The organism is Chimaeribacter coloradensis (assembly GCF_002858715.1).
Lineage (GTDB): Bacteria > Pseudomonadota > Gammaproteobacteria > Enterobacterales > Enterobacteriaceae > Chimaeribacter > Chimaeribacter coloradensis.
The window spans coordinates 1-22,001 of the sequence record NZ_PJZH01000039.1; the positions used below are offsets into that span (position 1 = coordinate 1).

The 22,001-nt window shown below is 55.5% G+C and carries 26 protein-coding genes; 2 read left to right on the forward strand and 24 right to left on the reverse strand.

Going from position 1 to position 22,001, the window contains the following annotated elements:
- Positions 1-39 precede the first annotated feature (39 nt).
- On the forward strand, positions 40-444 hold the full coding sequence (locus tag CYR32_RS19900) for a hypothetical protein (RefSeq protein WP_081876088.1): 405 nt from the start codon (positions 40-42) through the stop codon (positions 442-444).
- Positions 445-469: 25 nt separating this feature from the next.
- On the opposite strand, the gene CYR32_RS19905 is transcribed toward CYR32_RS19900, so the two are convergent.
- The 5 genes from CYR32_RS19905 to CYR32_RS19925 are packed head-to-tail and all read right to left on the reverse strand — an operon-like array spanning position 470 to position 5,190.
- Positions 470-1,978 carry a conjugal transfer protein TraG N-terminal domain-containing protein gene (locus tag CYR32_RS19905; protein ID WP_101826851.1) on the reverse strand — a complete coding sequence of 503 codons (1,509 nt, stop codon included), beginning with the start codon at positions 1,976-1,978 and terminating at the stop codon, positions 470-472.
- The gene (locus CYR32_RS19910; protein WP_235213026.1) at positions 1,978-2,343 is read right to left on the reverse strand and encodes a hypothetical protein; all 366 of its coding nucleotides are present in this window, start codon (positions 2,341-2,343) and stop codon (positions 1,978-1,980) included. Before CYR32_RS19910 ends, CYR32_RS19905 begins: the two co-directional genes overlap by 1 nt.
- 14 nt (positions 2,344-2,357) lie before the next feature.
- Positions 2,358-3,812 carry an integrating conjugative element protein gene (locus tag CYR32_RS19915; protein WP_081876087.1) on the reverse strand — a complete coding sequence of 485 codons (1,455 nt, stop codon included), beginning with the start codon at positions 3,810-3,812 and terminating at the stop codon, positions 2,358-2,360.
- An 8-nt stretch (positions 3,813-3,820) separates the two neighbouring features.
- Complete coding sequence (locus CYR32_RS19920; RefSeq protein WP_420912854.1) at positions 3,821-4,798, reverse strand: TIGR03756 family integrating conjugative element protein; 978 nt, start codon at positions 4,796-4,798, stop codon at positions 3,821-3,823.
- A complete protein-coding gene (locus CYR32_RS19925) occupies positions 4,795-5,190 on the reverse strand; it encodes a TIGR03757 family integrating conjugative element protein (RefSeq protein WP_101826852.1) in 396 nt (131 codons plus the stop codon). Before CYR32_RS19925 ends, CYR32_RS19920 begins: the two co-directional genes overlap by 4 nt.
- A 251-nt stretch (positions 5,191-5,441) precedes the next feature.
- Between CYR32_RS19925 and CYR32_RS19930 the strand changes: the two genes are divergently transcribed.
- Positions 5,442-6,032, forward strand: a complete 591-nt coding sequence (locus CYR32_RS19930; protein WP_101826853.1) for a hypothetical protein — start codon at positions 5,442-5,444, stop codon at positions 6,030-6,032.
- A gap of 139 nt (positions 6,033-6,171) precedes the next feature.
- Here CYR32_RS19930 and CYR32_RS19935 read toward each other — a convergent pair whose 3' ends face one another.
- From CYR32_RS19935 to pilL2, 19 genes are all read right to left on the reverse strand, one after another.
- Positions 6,172-6,573, reverse strand: a complete 402-nt coding sequence (locus CYR32_RS19935; protein ID WP_101826854.1) for a hypothetical protein — start codon at positions 6,571-6,573, stop codon at positions 6,172-6,174.
- A 54-nt stretch (positions 6,574-6,627) separates the two neighbouring features.
- The gene (locus CYR32_RS19940) at positions 6,628-6,921 is read right to left on the reverse strand and encodes a hypothetical protein (RefSeq protein ID WP_241523869.1); all 294 of its coding nucleotides are present in this window, start codon (positions 6,919-6,921) and stop codon (positions 6,628-6,630) included.
- A 98-nt stretch (positions 6,922-7,019) separates the two neighbouring features.
- On the reverse strand, positions 7,020-9,884 hold the full coding sequence (locus CYR32_RS19945) for a conjugative transfer ATPase (protein WP_101826856.1): 2,865 nt from the start codon (positions 9,882-9,884) through the stop codon (positions 7,020-7,022).
- The gene (locus CYR32_RS19950; RefSeq protein ID WP_101826857.1) at positions 9,884-10,300 is read right to left on the reverse strand and encodes a TIGR03751 family conjugal transfer lipoprotein; all 417 of its coding nucleotides are present in this window, start codon (positions 10,298-10,300) and stop codon (positions 9,884-9,886) included. The genes CYR32_RS19945 and CYR32_RS19950 overlap by 1 nt, the downstream gene beginning before the upstream one ends.
- A gap of 11 nt (positions 10,301-10,311) precedes the next feature.
- The gene (locus CYR32_RS19955; RefSeq protein WP_101826858.1) at positions 10,312-11,847 is read right to left on the reverse strand and encodes a TIGR03752 family integrating conjugative element protein; all 1,536 of its coding nucleotides are present in this window, start codon (positions 11,845-11,847) and stop codon (positions 10,312-10,314) included.
- Positions 11,837-12,757: a TIGR03749 family integrating conjugative element protein gene (locus tag CYR32_RS19960; protein WP_101826859.1), complete on the reverse strand. Its 921-nt coding sequence runs from the start codon at positions 12,755-12,757 to the stop codon at positions 11,837-11,839. Before CYR32_RS19960 ends, CYR32_RS19955 begins: the two co-directional genes overlap by 11 nt.
- On the reverse strand, positions 12,757-13,413 hold the full coding sequence (locus CYR32_RS19965; protein WP_101826860.1) for a PFL_4703 family integrating conjugative element protein: 657 nt from the start codon (positions 13,411-13,413) through the stop codon (positions 12,757-12,759). The genes CYR32_RS19960 and CYR32_RS19965 overlap by 1 nt, the downstream gene beginning before the upstream one ends.
- Positions 13,410-13,775 (reverse strand): TIGR03750 family conjugal transfer protein, encoded by a 366-nt coding sequence (locus CYR32_RS19970; RefSeq protein WP_101826861.1) that lies wholly within the window; start codon positions 13,773-13,775, stop codon positions 13,410-13,412. The genes CYR32_RS19965 and CYR32_RS19970 overlap by 4 nt, the downstream gene beginning before the upstream one ends.
- 13 nt (positions 13,776-13,788) lie before the next feature.
- Positions 13,789-14,190, reverse strand: a complete 402-nt coding sequence (locus CYR32_RS19975) for a TIGR03745 family integrating conjugative element membrane protein (protein ID WP_101826862.1) — start codon at positions 14,188-14,190, stop codon at positions 13,789-13,791.
- Positions 14,191-14,221: 31 nt separating this feature from the next.
- Positions 14,222-14,464: a TIGR03758 family integrating conjugative element protein gene (locus tag CYR32_RS19980; protein WP_101826863.1), complete on the reverse strand. Its 243-nt coding sequence runs from the start codon at positions 14,462-14,464 to the stop codon at positions 14,222-14,224.
- On the reverse strand, positions 14,464-14,799 hold the full coding sequence (locus tag CYR32_RS19985) for an integrative conjugative element protein, RAQPRD family (RefSeq protein WP_101826864.1): 336 nt from the start codon (positions 14,797-14,799) through the stop codon (positions 14,464-14,466). Before CYR32_RS19985 ends, CYR32_RS19980 begins: the two co-directional genes overlap by 1 nt.
- A 388-nt stretch (positions 14,800-15,187) precedes the next feature.
- Positions 15,188-15,961 (reverse strand): TIGR03747 family integrating conjugative element membrane protein, encoded by a 774-nt coding sequence (locus CYR32_RS19990; protein ID WP_101826865.1) that lies wholly within the window; start codon positions 15,959-15,961, stop codon positions 15,188-15,190.
- Positions 15,954-18,053, reverse strand: a complete 2,100-nt coding sequence (gene traD, locus CYR32_RS19995; RefSeq protein WP_101826866.1) for a type IV conjugative transfer system coupling protein TraD — start codon at positions 18,051-18,053, stop codon at positions 15,954-15,956. The genes CYR32_RS19990 and traD overlap by 8 nt, the downstream gene beginning before the upstream one ends.
- On the reverse strand, positions 18,050-18,607 hold the full coding sequence (locus CYR32_RS20000; RefSeq protein ID WP_101826867.1) for a restriction endonuclease: 558 nt from the start codon (positions 18,605-18,607) through the stop codon (positions 18,050-18,052). Before CYR32_RS20000 ends, traD begins: the two co-directional genes overlap by 4 nt.
- Entirely contained in the window at positions 18,604-19,110 is a 507-nt protein-coding gene (locus CYR32_RS20005) for an integrating conjugative element protein (protein ID WP_101826868.1), read from the reverse strand. Before CYR32_RS20005 ends, CYR32_RS20000 begins: the two co-directional genes overlap by 4 nt.
- A 2-nt stretch (positions 19,111-19,112) precedes the next feature.
- Positions 19,113-19,742 carry a lysozyme family protein gene (locus tag CYR32_RS20010; RefSeq protein ID WP_101826869.1) on the reverse strand — a complete coding sequence of 210 codons (630 nt, stop codon included), beginning with the start codon at positions 19,740-19,742 and terminating at the stop codon, positions 19,113-19,115.
- Positions 19,721-20,446, reverse strand: a complete 726-nt coding sequence (locus tag CYR32_RS20015) for a TIGR03759 family integrating conjugative element protein (protein ID WP_101826870.1) — start codon at positions 20,444-20,446, stop codon at positions 19,721-19,723. The genes CYR32_RS20010 and CYR32_RS20015 overlap by 22 nt, the downstream gene beginning before the upstream one ends.
- A 10-nt stretch (positions 20,447-20,456) precedes the next feature.
- Positions 20,457-21,224: a FliH/SctL family protein gene (locus tag CYR32_RS20020; protein WP_101826871.1), complete on the reverse strand. Its 768-nt coding sequence runs from the start codon at positions 21,222-21,224 to the stop codon at positions 20,457-20,459.
- Positions 21,221-21,868: a PFGI-1 class ICE element type IV pilus protein PilL2 gene (gene pilL2 / locus CYR32_RS20025; RefSeq protein WP_101826872.1), complete on the reverse strand. Its 648-nt coding sequence runs from the start codon at positions 21,866-21,868 to the stop codon at positions 21,221-21,223. Before pilL2 ends, CYR32_RS20020 begins: the two co-directional genes overlap by 4 nt.
- Between the last annotated feature and the right edge of the window lie 133 nt (positions 21,869-22,001).

Here is a 22,001-nt window from a genome sequence, read left to right on the forward strand (position 1 = left end):
CTGTGACTATTAAGCTCAAAATTATTCTAAGGAGAGACTATGGATAACTCAGCTTTTAACAGAGGAAAGCGTGCCGCCGGATTCTGGCTCAGGCTCTCTAAAAGCGCGAGAGCTGCCAACAATATTTGTATCGCATGGGCTGTAAGGCGTGGACTTCCTGCTTTTTTAGGGCGCATACCGGTTCCATTGGCGTGCTTTGTAGCGCTGAGTACTGCGGTCGCATGTGGAGTGATCTTTGGAACCATTATCATCATTGGCGGGATATTTGTTTATATGCTGTGCAACATAGCTATCAGCGGTGAAGATGGCTGCAGCGATGATCATGCCCCTTCTTATGGGACTGAGTGGCGTGATGGTTATGAGGGAACGGGGATCTATACAGGCTCATCAATGCCAGGAGCAACATCATCCAGGGTAGATAATTACGAAGACGAGGAAGATTAGAGGGCATCCATGCCCACTAACAAAATCATAGCTTAGCGGCACTTTTAGCTGTATTTACAGCTGAGCCTCCCGCCTTTTGCACATCGTTTGTACCACTTTTGAACGCAGCATCCAGTGTGCCGCCGATACGTACGCCAGCCCATGAAAGTGCTCCCATCCATACTGCAGGCAGTACCAGAAACATCGTGGCCATAACAAAGTTCATGATCAGGTCATCCGAACTGTTCTGAAATCCGGCCATGTTAAAGCTGCTGTGCGTGTCAGAGCTGTACAGCGCTGTCAGCAGCCAGCTGTCGAGCCACCGCGTCAGCTCCCACCAGAACGTCAGGAAGTTCAGCGCAAAAAGCACAAACGTGAGCGTAATAACGGTCTTAATTTCATAGGCAGAGAACGCCAGGATAAGCGGCAGAATCACAACCACGGCCATGAGCAACACGGCCTGGACCATTGGCAGCGCCTGGCGCATGGCATCAAATGCTGGGAACGCTGCCAGACTGCCTAACGCGGTGCCGCCGATCGCAGCTACGCGGGCTACGGAGTTATCGAGCGTGAAATCGGCGTTGCCTCCGTAGCCGGCATAGACATGTCCGCCCTGTGATACGGTCAGACTCTCAGGACTGACCAGGCGGCGGATAATAGCCTCTTTATAGTCCGCTGAGTTGCCCCCGATCATTTTCATGGCAGCTGTCAGACGGGTCCATAACCCCGGGTCAGCCTGATCGACGACGCGAGCCTCCAGCCCGGTATCAGCGCTATTCCACCACTCGCTGCAGGTCGGATAGCCGCCCCGGCCTGTATCCGGCCTTCCGCTGTCGCGGCTTTCGTTCCAGGCAAATTCAGCCCGGGGCGTTTTCGATTGCAGGCTGCCGTAATAATTACTGAGGAAAGTTTTGCTGCCTATCCACTCAATATCACGCAGCGTGGCTTTATCTTTCGTCTGCCCCTGATCCTGACGTTTCCACATATACAGCGCGAGCGAATAGCAGTCGTTGGTAAAGTCCTGCAGCTCCTCCGCGAGAGATTTGTTGTTAATCCGCGTGTGCTGCACCTCGAAGCGGAGCTGACGCATGTCCGGACGGCAGGGGATAGTGGCAACAGACGCCTGGGTAATGCCCTTTGCCAGCTTGTGAATCAGATACCACCAGACCGGCGCGGCAGCCGTCTGATCATTAATGCTCGATATGACCGGTGAATATCCCGTGTCATCGGGCGCTTTTGGCGTCCACGTCCCGCAGCTCTGCGCACGCGACGTGTCATATTTTATCGTGTTCATATCGACGTTCATCAGCGGCATACAGCAGGCAATCATCACCAGAAAAGACGTGTAAACCGCGTGCTCCATGCGGGGTATGGACAGGGCACCTTTATTTCCCTCATCTTCACCTTCTTCACGCACTTTCAGCCAGATGCCGATAAGCCGGAAAGCGACAGGCGCGGCAAACAGGCCGGTCGTGATGAGAATATTCCAGAGTCCGTTGTTAACCACCCAGCCGAGCAGGGTAAGGAAATATTCTAGGTAGCTGTTAGTCAGCATCAGGACGCTCCCGTGCCGCCGAGCAGCACCAGTTCACAGACAACGGCAAAAATAAGGCTTACAGCCGCAATGCGGATCAGCGGCTGCCGGTGTTGCGGGCCGAAGCCCGGTGCACGGAAAACTTTCACAAAACCCCACGCCAGCGCACCATAAATCGCCAGGCGCCATATCAGCCAGCCATAGCGGGCATGCTCCATCCAGTCACGGAATACAGCTGCCTGCGCAGGTTCCTTAATAGCACGGTCCGCGACGATGAGCCCGGCCAGCAGGAATGCCAGCAGAGCGCCGGCAGTACACAGCACGCGCAACAGCGCGGGGTGTCGGCGGAAAAATGAGGCGCGTTGCGCCCCGTTTGTGGTTTTCATAGGCTGCGCTCTCATCAGTTGTTTTCCGTTTCAGGAACGGCCAGACGGTTAATACGGTTGTCGGTGCTGTCATCGCTCTGCGTCTGCGGGTTACTGTTAACGCGCCCGTTTTCCCGATCGATAATGGTGAGCACTGAGTTGCGGGACAGCTCGCGCTTGAGCTCCATTTCATTTCGCAAAGCGGTGATCTCACGATCGATGGCCGCAACGCGACGATCGCCTTCCTCAATGGCCGCATTCTGCGCGGCAGCGTTAGGCTCAGACATGCCGGTAACAATCATGCGGCGCATAATCAGCGCGGTTTCAACCGTATCCGCCATCGCCAGCTCGCCGGCAAGGCGGGCGGTCAGGGCTGCGTTATCAGGATCCCGCTGAAGTGCTCTGATAACGCCTGCAGTGATGGGCAAACTGCCTGTTTTGAGCTTTGCCAGGTTAGTCGCGTTGGGCTGCTCGGTGCCGTTAACGAGTTTTACCAGCTGTTCAGTATTCTCTTTGGTGGTCTCTTCCAGAATCGGAGCAAAGCCAGTGCCGGCCTGAGTAGCCCCCGGCTGCTGTTCCTCATCGCCGCTGGTACACTGAGATGCATCGCTGCAGGTGCGCAGGGAGCTGTCTCCCACAACCTGAACCACGGCTTTAGCGGCTTCTTCAGCACTCGCATATTTTCCGCAGGCTCCCCCGTTACAGCTGTTGCTGCTGACCGTGTCAGAGCTCAATACCGGAAGGCTGTTCATCATATTGAACCCTGCGGCCGTTAAGTCATGCGTTGGTCGGATGGCCTTCTGCCCCTGACCGCCCCGTTTTTGTCCGCCGATCCAGTTCTGGCCTGAGTTGCCCTGCAGCTTGTCCGCTGAGTTATTCACGCGGACAGCATCAGCGTCTCCACTGTTAACAAGCGATCGGTACTCATCCATTACCGCGCCCTGCGTCCATTTGTTGTTGCCAGCAAAATCCATCATGCGCTTCGACATGTTCTGGCAGTTGAGCTGGGCTTTATCAAAAGAGACGTTTGCCTGCAGCACGCCGTTTGTGAGCATGTCGTACAGGCCGGGATTGGCACGCTGGATAATCATTGCCGGCAGGCTGGCGACGGCACCGGTGGCGTTCTGAACCACGTCGCCCATGAGATTTTTGAAGCCATTTGTTACCCCGTTGAGCTGATTACCGACCGTCGTTTTCAGGTCGAAGTTGCCGCACATCAGGTCGCTGCTCCAGCCTGCGCTCATACCGATTTTACGCATGTTGCTGCGCGTTGCCGGCTGTGAAATCACTGAGCCGCCGCCGAGCGTATAGTAGAGCTTGTCAGAAACCGCGCCGCTGACGTCCTTGCCGTAGCCTATGGCGCTGTTATTTACGGAGGGCAGTGAAATACCGAATGCGCCGGACTGGTTATCATCAGCCGCCTGCGCGGATGCCGCTGCGGACGCAATGCACAGGGCAAGCGCGGCCGATTTAAATTGAACTGGTGACATTGTGCCTCTCAGAAGTCAGTTGAATAGAGGAAGGTCTGGCCGCGTCGCTTGCAGCAGCTGTAGGGCTGCCATAGCGCATATGCTTCGTTGCCGTCCTGAGCAATGGGATACGCGCCGTCAGGGAAGACGGCGCAGGAAGCAGAAAGCGTGGGTGAAAGGCGCTGCCATTTATGATTCGCTGTGCCCGTGTTTTCTTTCACCTCTCCTGGCGGCCAGTAGCCGGCTTTATGCGTGCCCTTCAGTACCTGATAAACGTGAGGCTGCCCGGATCGGGTGATAATGTCGGCGACCCGCTGCGCGACCACGGCAGAGGCTTTGTCATCGTCCGTCTGGCTGACGAAGCCCGAGCGGGGATAAATATTGCCCCACATGTTGGCGCTGACTTGGCTGCCCAGTTCACGCTGGCCGGGAACCAGCGCCTCGGGATACAGCGATTCAGGTAATCCCGATCGCCAGACAAGTGAATCCAGCGTGCTCAGAAAGTAGGGATTAAATGGCGTGGCGGCGGTATCGCACGAGTAACCGGGAATGCTGCCACCAATGACGGAGGTGGCAGGGTGGCCTATCGCATCGGCGTACTTGAATTTGATGTTCGACTTACGCTGCCCGGGAGTCTTGATATCGGCGGCATTACCACCGCCGGCTGGCGCACCGCTGGTCAGCGCGTTATCGATCGTACCGGACGCGCCGCTCATAAACGCCATTTCTGTCCAGGGATTACCACCCGGGCCGGTGTAGGTGGACACTACGACTTCAGGAATGAAGTGCGTCACCTTAACGGAGGTTTTCACCGAACAGCCAAAGGGCGTACACATCAGCCAGTAACAGATGCCGCTGACGCGCCAGCTGATACAGTCCTGAGTGATGGCGCTGGCAATGATGCCGGCAGTATTAATGGCAGAAACCGTGGCCGGCGTCGCGGCTGTTACCAGCACGGTGGCAACGCCGGCGGCGCTGAAGTGTGTTCCTAGGGAGAAGCGCATCATTTCCCCCCCTGACTGTGAAGCATGGCAGCCCGGGCAACGTCGGACGTGCCATAAACCACATCCTGGTCATCGAAAACGACGGCAGGGAACTTATGTAGCCCGATCTCCCAGGCATGCACAACCTGCCGGTATGCCTGAGCAATCTGCTCCTGCTGTCCGGGCCACTGCGGCGACTGAATGATTTCGCGGGCCTGCTGAGCGGCCAGCTGCGGATCTGCAGCCAGTTTGCCGAAAATGGAGTTCTGCAGGCGGTCGGGGCCATCAAGCCAGACAACAGAGCTTTCTTCAGTCAGATTCTGAGGGGGATGTTCGGCATCAGTGTACACAACGGTTCCAGCCATCAGCTGGAATGGTATAAACAGTAAAAGTGAGTGTAATAGCCTGAGTCGCATAGCGGATCTCCGTTACGGTAACAGGCCGTCAGAGTGGCAGCGCGTGGTCAGGCTTTCAGCAGTAAACTCTTTTTCCGATTTTAAAAATTTTAGTGAGTAAGAACATTTCACGTACAGAAAGGTAATTAAGCGAAGTTATAGTAAGACAAATACCAGAAAAGATTAATAATGATCACAAATGAAGGGTTGAATTTAAGTAGGTAAGATATAATCATTTAAAGCAATTTTTGCGAATGATTGGGGCATAATTAATGATTAAAGTAAACAAGCAGAACAAACCTTCTTATGAATGTATGATGAACGCAGAAACAGCATTATCTTTATGTAGAATGTCACATGAAAAAGGATTTAGAGAATATCATTGTTCAGCCGGTCTAATATTCCTTGCCTTTGCGGTGGAGGCTATGTTTATATTTTATCGCAGGCAAGTTGAACAATCATATGATAAGAAAAAAGACAAGTCATGCCGTAAAGATTTTCACAAAGTCACCCTTAAGAAGTGTGGGATTGAAAACTTAATGGGTAAAAAAGATTATCAAATTGTCAGGGATTGTCTGCTTTTAAGAGATAATATCGCACATGGCGATTTCTTTGAGTCGACGTTTTTTTATATTCCTAACAATTCAGAAGATCAGGGTGCTCAAACTACTGAAATTATTTCTCATTCTTCTGAACAGTTCAGGAATATCACTTTAAAAATACTTGAGGAAGGAATAAAGGCAGCGAAGAACATCGATGATTTCATATGTGATAATGGTTACAAAGTGACTGAGGGTATAGATCGTGAGTTTATGCCAAAACTAGAACCCGCGTTCGGTGTTACAGGGATATCCACATGGTAAATCTATCATCAAATCCCACTTACGGTGAAAGTAATAGGGGAGGTAATTTATCAATTTAAACAGGAAGTCTGAACATCCAGACTGGCGTGTAGTTATGTTACGGTGGTGCTTTAAAGCGGGAAGAACCCGCTTTTTAATATCAGGCGCTACCAGCGCTACTGTGTTTAAGATACTGTTGGAAAAAAACACCTTTAAGCTCGTCTTCTGTTGGGATTTCACCTTGAACAGATAGCCGAGCCGGCAAAAGTGACATATTGGATTTTTCGCTGATAGGCTTGAGAACAGGGCTGGTACGAATTAAACCCATAACAGCGTCCTGAAATTCTTTGTCGTGGTGAGTATGGCTCGTTAAAACCGCGATCCCGGCTTTAACATCACGAAGTTCACCTTTTTTCTTTGCCATACAGACAAGATAAAGATTTGCCTCCGGTAAACTCCAGAAAGACTCGGCCATTCCAGGTGGATTCAGAGTTTCAAAACTGGTGATGCTTTCCCCGCCGGCATTAACTTTGAATGCAGCAAGTGATATTGAAAGTGCCATTTGATCTCCTTTTTAAAAACCGGCTCAAAGAGCCGGGAACAGATAGTATTTTACTTAATCTTTAAATAACTCATTAACCCACAGAGTTAGAAAAATCATGTCGGCGGCATCTGGCACGTTTACATGCCAGCGCGGTGAGTCAAATTCGTGATCTAGCGGGAGTCCGGCGCGACCTTCCTGCGTCAGTAGAATGTCCGCACGCTTGCCTCTGCTGTCCTCAAGATGAACCGACACGCAGCTGCTCTTACCAATACGATGTGGATTACAGGTGATCGTTACCGGCGGTTGCAGCCTTGACCTCAACGCGTTCTCCATTGCTTTAAGGCGCTCTGCCGTCGTTGCCGTCATCGCGGGCTCCCCCTGCGGATGCAACCTGAACATAGCAGGGGTTGGCGTATCGTCCGGCGCAGGGCGCTGGGTCAGAGGTTGCGCATACTTGAGCTTAATCATGCGGTCAGCATCTCTCTCTTATCATTGTGTTCGGGCATCCCGTCCGCATCTTCCGTCATCAATCCACGCAGACGATCCAGTTTTTTCGCTACGAGAATAGCAGCATCCAGCTCAGAACAGTTATGTTTACGCATCAGCGCTTTACGTTCGGCTTTCTCTTCTTTCTCCGTCATCCCGAGCGCGAGGTAAAGGCTGGGCGGAACAGCGCGGAACAGCGCTTCAATTTTCTTCGAGAGCACCACACCTTCGGTATAGCACCGTGAGAGTTTACTGGCGGAAAGCAGCACGGCTTTTTGTTCTTCTGAAAGCGTCCGGAAGCGGGCAATATCCTCCACCTCTTTTTTCGGCATCGTCAGACAGATCCACCACTCCGCCATATTCAGCATCTTGCCGGCAGCGTTCGGGTAATCCTCAAGGTTCTGTGTGGCAAGCCACAGCCATGCGCCAAGCTTACGCCACATCTTGACCACTTTGGTCATATAGGGGGCGAGAAGTGGGTTAACTGTCACAACGTGCGCCTCATCCACGGTGAAAACAATGTCACGCTCAAGGTACTGGTCACGTTCGGCAATGTTGTTGATGGTGTTCGTCAGCGACACCATCGTGAGCGCCATCTGCGCCTCGTACCCTTCACGGGCAAGGTGCGCCAGGTCGATCAGCGTAACGTCCGCCTCCGGCCACAGAGAGCCCTCCTGGTTAAAGAGTTCTGCCTCAAAGCTTCCGTGCTGCGTAAACATGCCCAGGGATTCGGCCATTTCAGCCGCTTTCGCCCGGCGGGTTTCATTACGTACCTGCCCGTTGCCGCTTTCAGTCTCCAGTGAAATGGCGTTAAGCGCATTCTGAAGGTCGCCCGGCAGCATCTGGCGGCCTTCCTCCAGGGTTTTACGCGCGGCCATAATCAGCGCCTCGCGGATCATGGCGCGGTCAGCACGTTTCAGCGCGGCGTCTTCTTTCGGGTCGCCGCCGGTGATCATCATTCGGGCAGAAATCTCCATTTCGCCCAGAATGTCGCGCTTACCGTTCTCTTCATCATCATCCGGATCGTCTTCAATATCCGGCAGATCACTCTCATCAATTGCCGGGGCGGGCGCGTCGCCGTCAAACAGCTTATGCGCATCAGCAAAGGGGGGCAGCGATACGCCGCTGCCGGGTTTGACACTGACTTTGTTAACCGTAAGGCCCAGACTTTCAAAATAGTCAGCGGTCAGCCCGAAACTGTTACCGGCTTCCGCGATGAACAGACGCGGGCGGTGCACGGCCATCAGCTGACAGAGCATCGAGCAGAGCGTGGCGGATTTACCTGCGCCGGTCGGTCCGAACAGCAGCATGTGCGCGTTCTGAGAGCGGTCATCCTTGTTCAGGGGATCAAAATCAAGCACGTCGCCGCCACGGTTAAAAAAGCTGAATCCGGCGTTGCCGGTCCCGGTTTCGCGGCCGGTGACGGGCAGCAGCCCGGCAAGGTGCTGAACCCACGTCAGGCGGGTATACCAGTTTTTTTTGTCGTGCTGCGGGTTAAAGCACATAGGCAGCGCTCGCAGCCAGGTGTTAAGCGGGCCGGTTTCATGTTCAGCGCGCACCGGCTGCAGCCCTTCGTTCAGGAGTACGGTGCTGAGCTCGATGCGCTTACGGTTCATTTCGGGCATGTCTTTTGCCCTGAGCACAAAGGTGATGGCGGCGCGATAAAGTTTGTGGCGGTTTCCCAGCAGCTCCTTGACCGCCGCGACGTCCTGACGGACGCGCCCCGACTCGGTATTCTCGCCGATGGCGTTTTTCGCCAGGCGGTTAAACTTCTCTTCCAGCGTGTCCTGCGGCTCTGCGACAACCGTCATGCACAGCATGGTGCCTTCGGGGAACGTGTCCATCAGCGCGTTAATTTTCTTTTCACCACGGCTCTTTTCGCCGGTGAGCGTGCCGGGCTCGGGGGGTTTACGCAGGCGCTCCACGGAAATGGCTGAATGGGCAATGTTATCCAGCCACCACACGCCGTTCTCAACGTCAGAACGTGGCGGTGTGAACAGCAGGGTTTCGGCGAAATCATTCTCTACGGGGATCATGCCGGCAGGCGTGTCGCGGCTGTCCTCATAGGCCGCCGCGCGGTAAAACGCTTCTTTATTCATGCCCTCGGGCGCAGGATTGAACATCCGCAGCAGCCAGGCGTGAACCTGCAGACCGTTCTGACGCTTGCAGTAGATGTTCACGCTGGAAAAGGCGCTGCAGAGGCGCTCACACGCCTGATTCAGCATGCCAATGGGTGACATTAAATCAGCGCTGTTTTTTGTCGCCCAGCGGTAGATAACCATGCGCGTGCGCCGCTGCTGCCCGCGCCACGGCTGGCCGGTGATCAGCTTGTCTTCAAAGAGACCTTCAGGACGCGCAATCCCGCGCATATGCTGCTCAGTCTCCTTAAGCCACGCCTCGGTAAACTCGCTGCCCTGCGCGTGCGGCCTGACGTAGCCGCGCAGCCGGTCAAGGTAGGCATCGACGTTATTCTCATCCTGACAGTAGAACTGCACGATCCAGGGATTGCTCGCCAGATCGTCAAAGCTGTCCTGCAGCGCATCTTCCACCACGTCGCGGATCTGCTCCAGGCGCTCGTCAGGACGGCCTTCGGTTGCCGCCGGCGTCACTTCATATACTGCCCCCACGGAGAAACCATCATCAAGCAGCAGGCACTGCTCCGCGTCCAGAAACTCTGCCCACGGCAGATAATCAACGATAGACGGATTGTGTGAATAAACTCGCTTTTCATCGGCCTGAGACATTTTACCGGGACGGGCAATGGGCTCCGGACCGGTCTGCTCAGAAACGTCAGTTAAGTGACGGTTTTTTTCAGGGGATTTCACTTTAAAGAGTCCGAACATTACAGCGCCTCCGTACGTTCGCCAGGCATGGCGTACTGCGTCTGGTCATAGAAGGGGAAAACGGTGCTGTAACCTGGCACGGGGGTGTTTCCGTGTGCGAGATGAGGGAACACGTACATCACCATGTCAGGATTAGGCAGTCGCGGGAACTGCTGGCTGATTTCGGACTCCTGCGTGCGGCTATAGCTTCGATCGTCGCGAAGTGCGGCCTGTTGCTCGCTGTCAGAAAGGCCACGGCGCAGCGTGCTGCGGGCTTCACTGCCTCGCGAGACGCCTGCTTCACCGTCGGTGCCTTTCCACAGCTCCAGCATGTTGCTGTTGCCCGGCGGCAGCATTTCATCTTTGTTTGTGGAGCAGCCGGCAAGCGTGCTGGCTGCAATAATCATGAAAACCCCGAATTTTGCAGTAATACCCATGGTTATTCTCCTCAGTCCAGTCCGCCGGTGCTGCCGTCTTCGCCAGGCAGGGTAAAGTCGTAACGCACCCGGCGGCCCTTGTCTTCATAGTCGATCGCCAGCTCGCGGGTAATGTGTACGGCAAGTTTTGCCCCCGGCTGTACGTAGATAGCGTCAAAAGTCTGCCCGTAACGCTGTTTGACCCACTCGGTGATTTCGTCAGAACTGCCTGAAATCGCCTTGCCCAGAACGGCCTGTCCGGCGTCGCCGGTAAGCGTGGAGGTCACACCGCCGTAGGCGTTGGTCTGGCTTGTTGTCTGGTTCTGGCCGATGGCGTCTCCCGCCGCGCCGGCTGCACCCAGCAGTCCGATCGTTGGCAGATAACTTGAGGCATTAGACTTGCGCGTGCCGGAGATGCAGGGGATCCCGTTTTCATCAGAAATCCAGCCGATACCGCCACTGGTGCCGGTCTCTTTACCGCCGCTCTGGTTGCTGTTATTGCCGCCCTTGCCGCTGCGGTCCGGCTTCGGCAGAGTACGCACGGTGCCGTCGGTAAACACAAAGGTGACGCTGTTGACCTGACCACGCACGCAGGACAGGGTCCAGTCGCCGGAGGCGGTGCCGGAGACGATCGCACCCTCAACGTCCGGTAGTTCAATGCCGTTGGCCGTCAGGTTGTCTTTTCCGATAAGTACCTTAAAGGGATAAGGGTCGGTTACGGTGCCGTTGATCGGCACGCGACCGAGCAGTGCCGTCATGGCGCGGCTGCCAATCAGCGTGGAGTTCTCCGGAAGCGTATACACCGGTTCGGCATCTTCTTCCGCGCCTTTTTCAGCGGTTGAACCCTTTACCTGCTGTTCATAGCTGCCTTTTTGCTTCGTCAGCGCGTTTTCACTGAGAAACGACGTCGGGAACTGTGAACTGCCGGCGCTGCTGCCCGACGCGCCATTTTTCTGCGCTGAGGACGTGGAGGGGCTGTCCTGGGGCGTGACCCACATCAGGCCATCACTGCCGGAGGCAGGGGGATTACTACCGCCGGCACCCATGCCGTCGAGACCCAAACCCAGCGGGATATCGCTGTCAGTATTTTTTGCCTTGTCTGCAATACCTTTACCGGCATTCTGCAGTTTATTCGTCAGTTCGTTGATTTTTGACGTCAGGACGTTCTGCTGCTGGCGCATCTGGTTTTCGCGCTCGTGATAACTTTTCTCCACGCCCTGAACCGCTTCATTAACCTGACCGGAAACGTTGGTATTGCGCTCGCGCAGCTTTTTATTTTCGTCCAGTAGCTGTGCATTCTGCCTGTTGAGAGAATCCTGCTGCTGACGCACGGCGTTAAGCGAGCCCACGATCGTTTTCAGCGTGTCCTGCGGCGTATCGCCCTCGATGCCGAGCGCCTTAAGCTCCTGCGGAGACAGGTTTTTAAGCGCGTCGTCTGTCTGTGCGTGTGCTGCCTGCGCGGCGGGCTCCTGCGGCTTGCTGTTATAACTTTTCACCGCAATAAATCCGCCACCGACCAGAATGGCCGGAACCAGCACTTTAACCAGTCCGTTTGACTTAATTTTCATAGCGGATCACCTTCTGGGCTGGGCGGGTTGCAGCCTTATGCGCGATGGAGGGCTCACGTATAAAAGCGTCATCAGGACGACCGGCGGTAACCAGGTACAGCGTGGTGGTATCTTCCGGCGTACCGGCGGCACCCAGCCAGCGGTGCTGAAAGGTGGCCGTGACAAACTGGCCCTGCAGTTCTCGCGGATCGAGCACAACCTTCTGTGGTGAGCTGTTGCGGATCCTCAGCGCGATCACGGTACGACCGGCCACGCCCCAGCCGGCTACCGGTGACACAGTCACGGGAGCCGAGGGATATAACGTCGTAATGCGTGATGGCAGGTGCGGATTAACGGGATGAATGCCCGGCACGGCTTCAACGGTACGCACCGGTGCATACAGATTCTGAGCTGCGTAACGCGTCAGCAGTACCGGAATAGGAGCCTTATAGCTCACTTTTTTACGCTTCGCCTGCGTGCTGTTGCCGTCAGTGGCGGCTTTCTCGCCGGTGCCGGCGGCTGCACTGCTGAGGGTGCTGACGTCACCGCTGTAAACAATTTTAACCGGCTCGGTTGACGCTGTGGCCGTCGTACGGACGTCCAGCAGAATAACCTCACCGCTTTCCATGTCCTGCAGCTGCAGGCGCGTCTGAGGGAAATCACTGTCGGCTTTGAGATAGACTGCGCCGCCGGTGCTCTGCACGCGAAGCTTGCCATTAAGTGCCGGCGGAAAACCCACGCGCACATTTTTATCAACGAAAATCACGCGTTCCTGCCCCGTTTTGAGGGGGATCTGCAGCGGCACGCGCTCCCATTTCATCAGTTCGTCCGCATGCGCCGGCGCGGAAAGCATCACTGTGGCCGGCAGCAGTGACAGTGACAGCGCCACAAGGCATGCACGTGATCCTGAGGTAAAAAATGGATTCAACATCAGAACATCCCCTTTCTTTCTGTTTTCGGCTGTTCCGGCGCGGCGGCAAGACGCTGCGGGATGCCTTCATAGCAGTCCAGCGCCATGCCAAATGGATTAGATTCAGAGTCGCCATCCCAGCGCACTACTTTCAGCGGATAGCGCACCATCGCGCGTTTAACCGGTTCGGTGAGGTAGTATTCGTCGGCAACAAGGTCGAGTTTCACCACCCAGTTATCGCGATCGATGACCTTCACGCTGTCACCCGAATAACCACGCCCAGGGATTTCATAAACGACGCGCACGCGATCGGTCAGTTCGTTCTTTTCACCGCGTACTTTTGAGTCCTCTTCAAGAAACGCCTTGCACTGTGGCGTCAGGTAAGCTGAAAGCGACTGAATGCGTGCGGGATAGTCCACTTTGCCGTTTTTGGGCCAGGCGTTCAGCTGCTGAAAAATGTAATACGTAAAGCCGTACACGGTCGGAGGCGGAATTTCCCACCACGGGCGCGTGCTGCCCTTACGCAAATCAGGCGGGTTGTGGATGGTCAGCTTTTCAGGTGCCCGCATCCAGCCCCCCATTGCGGTAACCAGTAACAGCAGCAACACTACACAGGCCGCCCGCAGGGTAAAAATATGCTGATCGCGGCCCTTAACCGCGTGGCGAAAACGACTCATTTGATACTCCTGAGGTTTTTGCTGCGTCGCAGGGACCAGCCCTGCGAGTCAATGATTAATCTGGGATCGCCCAGCCCCATGCGGCGCTTCTTTAAATCAAATTGCTGCCAGAGAAACGTCTCCGGTTTCCCGCGTTTTTTGCTGGCAAGCCATTTGCCGCCGAACGCAATTAATACAAGTGGGAAAAGCAGAGTCCCGGTAGGGATGGCAAGCCAGCCAAAAATTAACGCGAAGGGCAGAGAAAGCACGAAACCGGATACAGCGCCAATCAGCGCCGCCAGCCCTAACTCGGGGGTGTTAAACCCCCGGAATACGACAGGCTCAGCGTTCAGGCGATCCGGTAAAAATCTGATGGTCGCCATCGGAATGTTTTCCTTATGCGATGATTTCTGCTGATTTACCCAGAAGCCAGATAACCGCGACCAGCATGACAACACCAACAACAACGATGGAACCGAACTTTGTCCAAGTGGCGCGATCGTTGCGGACTTCACCAAACGTCACCAGGCTGGCTTCTGCGACTTTGAAAAATGCGAATCCACACACGACCAGACCGCCGAGAACCAGACCATCCTGCAGATGTCCGCTAAGTGTTCCCATCAGGCCGGTTCCCGTGCCGCTGGATGATGGGCCTTCAACTGTAGGCAGATCGGCAAGAGCTGGCTTAGCAGCCATAGCACTCAGCAGGCCAGCCGTCAGGATACGTGCCCAGGCTGATTTAGCTTTAGTCTGAGCTTTAACGGCCACGCGGGTTACTGCAGATACGAATTTAGACATGATTTTACCTTCAATAAGAGTTGGTTTAGGGTTAACTGCAAAACATCCAGATACTTACGACTAACAATAAAACTGCCCGGATAACGGATCGGCCCATTACGGCTTCTTTCAGTCGCTGATTTGTCCAGCCTGAGTACACATCAACGATTGCCCAGGCTGCCCACCAGAAAAGGAAGCCAATCAGTAGCCCGAGACAGAGCAGGTGCAGCAGATTGGGTTCCACGTTTCCGGAACCCGCCTTAAAGGCAGCTTCCTGTGCAGCTGTCATCGCCATCAGGGACGCTCCCGACGATAATTTCCTGCCACGCCAGACAAATCACGGGGCTGGGCACGCGCTGGTTCCATATAACGATCAATACCGGCGCTGATGGTCATCAAATCGCCATTAGCCCGCTGGTAGTCGAAGAAGTAGCGGCCACGCTCCGACGGATCAGCCTGTGCTGCGGCAACCCGCGCCCGCTCCAGGGAAGCCTGAACCTGGACGATCATTCGCTGAGCGGATGCCAGCTCGTCTTTCTCAGATGCAGACGCCGGAGAGGACGCGAGAAAGGTCAGGCCCAGCACACCGCCGCATAACAGAAGTTGTGTTGCCGGACGAAGAGATTTCATATGCACCTCCAGTGGTTGTTGAGTGCGGTAAGCATGCGAAATCTGGCTGCCGGGTTCAGCCGTTAACTCTTTTTGGAAAAATAAAAATTTAGAGTTCAGCGAAAATGCTGATTTATATTGAGAAAAGATAACTAGGTTGTTGTAACTAACTTAAAAGCACTGACGCCCCGCTATGCGGGTTGTCTGCTGACGGCAGGCTTCTGAAAACAAGTTTCAGTAGCCTCCGTCCAGCTCCGAGTTAAGGTCACCGAAATGATTAATTTAGTTCGTGCATGAATAATTAAAGGAAGGGATTTGACTTAGGCCGACAGTGGTATATGCACGTTGAAAGAAATTTACTGATAGCAAAAAATACAGCCTGCGGCGTGCAGGCTGTGTGTCATCATGGTTAGAGATATTTTTTGAACGATGCTGTTGTTACCGTAATGGTCAGCCCAAGCATTAACGCTGCGGGCAGCAGCAGAAAGTTTGGATAGACCGCTGAAGGCCATGAAAGGTAGGCCATCACCGGCAGATACACAGCCGGTTTAATCAACCTTTTCGCGCGGTGGTACAAAAAAGACGACTCGTAACCGGCACCAAACCGGCGCAGATCACGACGACCAAGCCCTTCAACCACGGCAACGCCTATAACCAGTACGAACAGCGGTACAGAAAGAGCAATAATGGTAACGCGGATCAGCGTCACGATAGAAACATATACCGTTGCCAGCATGTACTGCTGCAGATAATTCCCCAGCCAGCTGCTGGCACCTTTAAGATTGCGCGATACCTCATTGCCGCTGTTCATCTCGGCCTGATATGTCTGCTGTATCCAGCCGATGATCCCACTATCCACAAACGCCCACTGATAGGCATCAGTCACCCAGCGCGTCACCGTTGCGGCCGGCTCGGAAAGCAGCAGGCTGCGGGTAAAATCAGAAGACAGATAGCCAAACTCGGTATTCATCACCGCCTGGCTGTGCGCGGCACCCATTTCAGGCCAGAAGAACGCAATCCCGACATATTCAATGACAAGGCTCACTATCAGTGAAGCCAGGATCACGCCAACGAGTTTCCACGGCCAGCCCCAGACCAGGTTGTAGAACAGGCCGTGCTCACGCGGTTGAGCGGGGTACTGCTGCGGATATTGCTGCGGTGCGGTACGACGTGCCTCAGCCATTGTTATCTCCCTTCACTGGCGCAGCTGCAGAACTGCGGCTGTCCCACCACCCTTCACTGCTGTGATAATTCCGGCGCATCTCTTCTGCAAGACGCGCGATGTTCTCAGGCATATGCACGTCACCTGCATCGCCCGCCGGCAGCGGCATACGAATTTTCCAGAGCTGGCCGCCCTCAAGCAGCGCAAACGCCTGACCTTTAGGCAGTGTGACAATGTCGGCAGGCTCAAGCAGTGGCACCTTAATGGTGCCGACGCGGTCTTGGGTGCTGGAGGTAAAATCGTGATTGACGGTGACGTCAGCTGAATCCTGATGACCTGAGACCAGCGTTTTACTGTAGATTTCAACCTGCGGCAGCTGTGAGGTCAGCAGCTCTGCTGTCCGGTTTTCTCGCACGCGCAGCATGATCAGATTGTTAAAGTTACCCTGAACCTGAGAGGTTTTTGCGGCGCTCCCGATCCGGGCTTCAATATCAGATGAGGTTTGGGTATAGGCCGTCACCTGCATGCCCGCCCCGCCGCCTTTATTAATGAGTGGGATAAACTCATTGCCCATCAGTTCATTGAATTCATCGCAGTGCAGGTTAATGGGGTCTTTGCCCTCTTTTGAACCCGGCAGGCCGCCGTTGATACCGTGCTTGTAGATGTGCCCGGCCACGCTCACCAGATCAGCAAACATGCTGTTACCTACGGCGCTGGCAACCTCGCTGTCGCTGAGCGCATCAAGCCCTATGTAAACAATGCCTTTTTTACGGATAACCTGCTCCCAGTCAAAAATATGGCGCGGATCTTCCATGTTCAGATAATCGGGAGACAGCAGCTCCGCTGTTTTACCGGTAGTTAGTTTTTCCAGCAGCGGCAGCAGTGACGCCACAATTTTGTCAAAATAGGTACGGTCATAGCGTACTGCAGAGCGCAGTCCGTCAAGTATCGGGTCATACAGCGCGCTTCCAACGTCCGAACTCAGCGCCACTTCAACTGCCCAAATCCGGATAGCTTCAGGCTGCCCCTGCATGTTGCGCGGCACGTCGTCCTCACCGAATGCGTTGGCATTGTTCTCGATCTGGCTGTTCAGTTCGGGCAGTTTCTCGTTAATGATTTTTTCTGCGTAACGCAGATATAGTTCGGCAATATTGTTCACGTAGCGGGTGATTAGCGTGTAATCCGGGCGTTCCCCGAGAGCAACCAGCGCCCGGGCAACGATATTCACGAATCGCCAGGCAAACTCGCGAAACGCTGCGCTGTTACCTTCACCGCTGAGCTGGCCGGCAACGCGCGTAGCCACCTCCGATACGCGCCCGAAGCGCCCTACGGCGTTATACCGCGCGGAAATATCAGGCCAGCCAAGATGGAAAACGGTCAGCTGATCGCCCCGGCCTGCCCGGTGTGCTTCCGCCCAGACCCTTTTCAGCAGGTCCGCATCGCCTTTCGGATCAAACACGATAGTGACGTCTCCACGACGTATATCCTGAGTGATTAACAGCTCAGCGAGGCGTGTTTTGCCCACGCGGGTTGTACCGTAGACAACCGTGTGACCGACACGCTCACGTAGATCGAGCGTGACGTCAGTTTCATCCGGTTCAATGCCGTGTACGGCCGGATTACCGCCAACCGGGGGAAGCGGGCGAACCGGATTGACTGGCGTATCGGCACTGAGCAGTCTGCCGATCGCCGGCAAACTGTTTTCTGTCGCTTCCTCTAACTGGCGGGCAAGCTGATACAGCTTGGACGGCTTAAGGTAGTGGGCCACTTCCGGGCGCAGCGTATCGCGCAGGCGCTGGGTGTGTTTCTGGGTCCAGCGAAACCCACGGCCCAGAAAAAGTCGGCGTTTACTGACGGGGATCTGTTTTGACGTCATTACGTAGCGCGGTAAACGGCGAAGATTGCGGCGGTAGCGAATGACCTGTATTCCCTGACGCGCGCGTATGGCAGAAAGCACGGCGAATCCGCCGGCGGTGACGTAGCTTACGGAGGGTGCCAGGGCTACTGCCCAAGGCGCTGTCACGCAGACGATGGCGGCCGTGCCCGCTGCGACCGCTGTATTCAGCTCCACAGCCGGGCGCAGAAGCGCCTCAATTACGTATTTATCACTCACAAAGAAAACTCCTTAAAGGGTTTACCTGCCAGCAGAGCCAGAAGGCGTTGTCCGCTGATAATCATCAGTTGTTGCGAATCGCTGCTGACAGCCCTGCTTTTCTGGCCGGTCCTGCCGGTATGAATAAACAGTCCGCGCTGCCCCATGCGCGTCAGCAGCGCGTCAAAGTCCTGAACGTGCGCCGGCGCGATCGCCCGGCTGTAGCGTTTGGCCTGAATCAGCCAGCACTCACCGTTAATGTGTACACGTCCGTCCAGTCCGCCGTCGCCGCTGTATGACGCATTGCGCTGTACGGCATAGCCCTGACGCTCAAATGCCAGCAGCAGTAACTCCTCAAAGACATAGGGATTAATTTTGCGCAGGTAGCTCATGCGCTGCCCGTCTCCGTTGAGTTGGCGAAAGCGGGTATAAACGCGCTCAGCCGTTTCGCGATACCGGCGGTGCCGCCGCTCGCTGGCCGACTGCCGGCGAAAACGCCAGAGCAGAAAGATAATCACGGCCAGCAGGACCGGATTTGCCATCAGCAGTGCAGCGACGTAAGGAGCTGATATCACTGCTTTACCTCCTGAGACAGGCCGCTGTCCGTAATAAGTATGGGGTAATGGGTCAGCTGCAGGCGGCGGGCAAGTTCAGAGCCCGATGAGGGGGCCAGCTGAAGACCGGGCGCGAGACCGCGCAGAGATTCCAGCGATGCCATGCTTTCAACGTTCACAACGAGGCCGGCTGCATTTCTGGCCGAAAGCTGTTGTGCGTTCTGCTGCAGCCACTGCCGTGAATAGCTGTCATCGCCAATGATAAACAGCGCTCCGATGCCCGGCAGCTGCAGCGCCCGGGAGGGCACGTTTCCGGGGGAAAGTTCTGGTGTAATAACGGGCAGCATGGCCGCTTCCCCGTGTTCAGGAGCTGCAGCAGGCGCAGGCGGTGTATCCTGGCGGTTTACGGCCTCGAAAATAGCCTGCGTGCTCTGTCCGCCCAGGTCTGCAATGACGTTGAGCTCTGCCAGCGCGGCAGGCGAAAAGGCGATAAATGCGGTAACGATGAGGTTTTTCAGTTTCATGATCACTGACTCCGTGGATCTATCCAGACGAGGCCGTTATCCGGCACCGATGCGGACGCTGTCTGTTCAACTGCGGTAGCCGCCGGCAGATGCGGCGAGGACTGGAGCATGGCGAGCTTGCTTTTAACGAAAGCGCGATAGCGGGCAGCGGGTGCGCCGCCTGCGGGATGGTGATAACAACCGGCTGCATCGAGCCAGCTTCCGGGTTTCCGGTCCCAGCACTCGCGCAGGATGGCGGCAGCGGCATTGAGATTCACGTAAGGATCCAGCGCCTCCCAAGTTGACGTAAAACGCTGGCCGTTCCAGCCGAGATTAACCTGGGCGATACCGACATCGATGCGCTTCAGTGAGTTCGTTTTCATGAATACCTGCAGCGCCTGCCAGGCTTCAAGACGGGTTTTATAGCGATAGCCCTTGCCCGCGACGTTGAGGGTCCACGGCCACGGGCGTTCGCCCTGCGGCAGCCTGCGCGATGATTCCTGCAGGCTGACGGAGTAGAGCGATTCCGGCGGCACGCTGTGAGCCTGCGCCACGCGCACGTATCCTTCCGGAACGGTCTGTTTGCCCCCGGCAAATGTGGTATGTGAAAGCAGCAGCAGCGCCGCTCCGGTCAGAATGCGGCGAGTTGCCATCCGTCTTCCCCCTGCTGCAGAACCACCGGCATGATGCCGTTACCGAACCGCATCCAGCGACCGCCGTCGTGATTCAGTGTGATCTGACGGCTGCGCACCCTGTCCAGCGGGATGTGATGGTCTTTTGCCCAGCCGCGAAGTTTCCCGTCATCGCCCTGGCTGTCTACAAGGTAGATATCAACCGGCCTGTTATCGGCTAATACCGCTGCCAGCCGGGCGTCACACTGCCCGCAGCCCGCTGACTTAACGAACAGTGCCAGCCGCCCTCCTGTGTCGTGCGCAATGCCGGCTGCGTTGCCCATATTTACCGCAAGCGTTTCCGGATAGAGCCGCTTCCATGCGGCAGTGACTTCGCGCTGGAAATCCAGCTCTTTTTGCGTACGCGCAAACTCTTCCTTTACCCACTTCTCCGCATACTGACGACGCTCAGCCTGGCTCCGCGCCTCGATACCCAGCGTTGACAACGGATCCAGACCCGGTGACTGAATGCCGCGCGGACCGTTCATCAGCGACTGATAGCGCTGATAATCGTCCTGACTCAGCCCCCATTGACCGGCTTGCTGCTTCAGATCCTGCACGCTGCTTTGCTGCACGCTCTGCGCCGGCGCATCCACCGGTTCGCCCCTGAAATTCTGAACCTGAATGCTGGCCTGCGCAGAGCAGCAGAGCATAATCGCTGCAAGACTGGCTATTTTTAGCTTCATATCGCCTCCGTTAGCGAACGTTGATAGTCGTTAAGCGTCCGTTTACGCGAAATTGCGCCTGCCCATAGCTGGCGTGAATAAGTGTCCAGCCATTAACGGTCTGGCCTTCGCCGATCAGGCGGATTTCAGCCAGCGAGCTGAATCCCGACGGTGCGATGGCCGCAAACGACTCCGTGCCCCGCTTTTCAACGCCGGTCAGTACAAATGGCGCTTTGTGGGCCACGATGTTTACTGCCCGGTGCGGCTTAGCGGGTGCCGGCTTTTTTACAGGCGCTGCCGCTTTGGGTTCAGCTGTGTCCTGCTGGGCTTTCTGAGGCGGGTTCTGTAGTGTGGTAACTGACTGTTCCAGTGCAGCCTGACGGCTCTGCAGTGCAGTCTGCGAATCGTTCAGCTCATCGATCGAATGGCGAACCTGAGCGACTGCTTCAGATAAGCCTTTGGCAGACCAGGCTTCGAGAGATTTACGGACCGCATCGAGCTGAACCTGCTGCCTTTTTATCGCCTCAGCCTGCATGTTGATGTTTGCCTGGAGAGGTTCCAGATCGGTTTTAGCCAGCGCCTGGGTGTAAACCACGTTTTGCTGCTTTTCGACGTAGCTGAGACGGTTTTCCTGCGACACGCCGACGCGAAGAGATACGAAGGCGAGCCCCAGCGCGGCAATGGAAAGCGTGGTCAGTCCTATAGTCGGCAGCCGGCGTTTTACGGCGCTGAACCTGCCGCCAGATGACGGAACACCGTCATCTGCATTTTTGTGAGGGAAGGACGTTTCTGTTGTCATTTTGTCAGCCACCCTCCGTGAGCAGACTGGGCCTGAATGGGACGAGGGGCGCTCATCTGAGAGGAACTGGCAGAAGATGGAGTGCCTGCAGCCGGTGCGTAGGCGCTGACAGGACGCGGCGGCAGCTGTGTCACGGGCAACTGATAACCGGCACGCAGGCTGTGACAGACCACACGCTGTACGTCATCAACTTCAAGCTCCCATGCCGGGCCCGCCAGTACCTGCAGCGCGGTGCGAAGGCGCATAGGACCGAGCTGGAACTGGACTGCCGGCAGCGGCTGACGGTATAACACGCCGTTAGCCGGACCGGTCTGACAAAGCGAATAGCCGGACTGCTTCAGGGCATAGCGCATGGCGTCAGCCACGGTTGGCTGCACTGAGGAGGGGATGCGGACGTCAATAATCTGGGAGAGGGGGTCGCGCTGCACGGCCTGCGGATCCGTGCTGACCAGCAAGTAGCGATCGTAGCGGACCACTTCCGGCGTCCGCGCATAAATATCATCAGCGGATGCCTGGATATTGCGGGATACGCTGACCGGAGCAACCGGTTCAGCAGGTGATCGCTCTTGCAGCTTCTGGGGCTGCTGAACGCATCCCGCCAGCAGTGCAAGCGGTAAAGCGGCAAAGACGGCGTTTAATTTCATCTGAAAAGTTCCTGTACAGTGATAATCAGCCTCACTGTGAAGAACCTTTCAAATGGGTTAAATTCTAAACTCTATTTGTGATTTTAAAATTTTAATCATGAATAACTGAACGGAGCTTCATCATTAGCCATTT

Bases quoted from the DNA above. Each gene is read 5' to 3' on its own strand.
- CYR32_RS19920 (WP_420912854.1), bottom strand. From the start codon at position 4,798: ATGATGCGCTTCTCCCTAGGAACACACTTCAGCGCCGCCGGCGTTGCC.
- CYR32_RS19905 (WP_101826851.1), bottom strand. From the start codon at position 1,978: ATGCTGACTAACAGCTACCTAGAATATTTCCTTACCCTGCTCGGCTGG.
- CYR32_RS19975 (WP_101826862.1), bottom strand. From the start codon at position 14,190: ATGTCTAAATTCGTATCTGCAGTAACCCGCGTGGCCGTTAAAGCTCAG.
- CYR32_RS19940 (WP_241523869.1), bottom strand. From the start codon at position 6,921: ATGACGGCAACGACGGCAGAGCGCCTTAAAGCAATGGAGAACGCGTTG.
- CYR32_RS19925 (WP_101826852.1), bottom strand. From the start codon at position 5,190: ATGCGACTCAGGCTATTACACTCACTTTTACTGTTTATACCATTCCAG.
- CYR32_RS19910 (WP_235213026.1), bottom strand. From the start codon at position 2,343: ATGAAAACCACAAACGGGGCGCAACGCGCCTCATTTTTCCGCCGACAC.
- CYR32_RS20020 (WP_101826871.1), bottom strand. From the start codon at position 21,224: ATGACAACAGAAACGTCCTTCCCTCACAAAAATGCAGATGACGGTGTT.
- CYR32_RS19960 (WP_101826859.1), bottom strand. From the start codon at position 12,757: ATGTTGAATCCATTTTTTACCTCAGGATCACGTGCATGCCTTGTGGCG.
- CYR32_RS19915 (WP_081876087.1), bottom strand. From the start codon at position 3,812: ATGTCACCAGTTCAATTTAAATCGGCCGCGCTTGCCCTGTGCATTGCG.
- CYR32_RS20010 (WP_101826869.1), bottom strand. From the start codon at position 19,742: ATGGCAACTCGCCGCATTCTGACCGGAGCGGCGCTGCTGCTGCTTTCA.
- CYR32_RS19900 (WP_081876088.1), top strand. From the start codon at position 40: ATGGATAACTCAGCTTTTAACAGAGGAAAGCGTGCCGCCGGATTCTGG.
- CYR32_RS19935 (WP_101826854.1), bottom strand. From the start codon at position 6,573: ATGGCACTTTCAATATCACTTGCTGCATTCAAAGTTAATGCCGGCGGG.
- CYR32_RS19955 (WP_101826858.1), bottom strand. From the start codon at position 11,847: ATGAAAATTAAGTCAAACGGACTGGTTAAAGTGCTGGTTCCGGCCATT.
- pilL2 (WP_101826872.1), bottom strand. From the start codon at position 21,868: ATGAAATTAAACGCCGTCTTTGCCGCTTTACCGCTTGCACTGCTGGCG.
- CYR32_RS20005 (WP_101826868.1), bottom strand. From the start codon at position 19,110: ATGAAACTGAAAAACCTCATCGTTACCGCATTTATCGCCTTTTCGCCT.
- CYR32_RS19970 (WP_101826861.1), bottom strand. From the start codon at position 13,775: ATGGCGACCATCAGATTTTTACCGGATCGCCTGAACGCTGAGCCTGTC.
- CYR32_RS20015 (WP_101826870.1), bottom strand. From the start codon at position 20,446: ATGAAGCTAAAAATAGCCAGTCTTGCAGCGATTATGCTCTGCTGCTCT.
- CYR32_RS19980 (WP_101826863.1), bottom strand. From the start codon at position 14,464: ATGGCGATGACAGCTGCACAGGAAGCTGCCTTTAAGGCGGGTTCCGGA.
- CYR32_RS19950 (WP_101826857.1), bottom strand. From the start codon at position 10,300: ATGGGTATTACTGCAAAATTCGGGGTTTTCATGATTATTGCAGCCAGC.
- CYR32_RS19965 (WP_101826860.1), bottom strand. From the start codon at position 13,413: ATGAGTCGTTTTCGCCACGCGGTTAAGGGCCGCGATCAGCATATTTTT.
- CYR32_RS19930 (WP_101826853.1), top strand. From the start codon at position 5,442: ATGATTAAAGTAAACAAGCAGAACAAACCTTCTTATGAATGTATGATG.
- CYR32_RS19945 (WP_101826856.1), bottom strand. From the start codon at position 9,884: ATGTTCGGACTCTTTAAAGTGAAATCCCCTGAAAAAAACCGTCACTTA.
- CYR32_RS19985 (WP_101826864.1), bottom strand. From the start codon at position 14,799: ATGAAATCTCTTCGTCCGGCAACACAACTTCTGTTATGCGGCGGTGTG.
- CYR32_RS19990 (WP_101826865.1), bottom strand. From the start codon at position 15,961: ATGGCTGAGGCACGTCGTACCGCACCGCAGCAATATCCGCAGCAGTAC.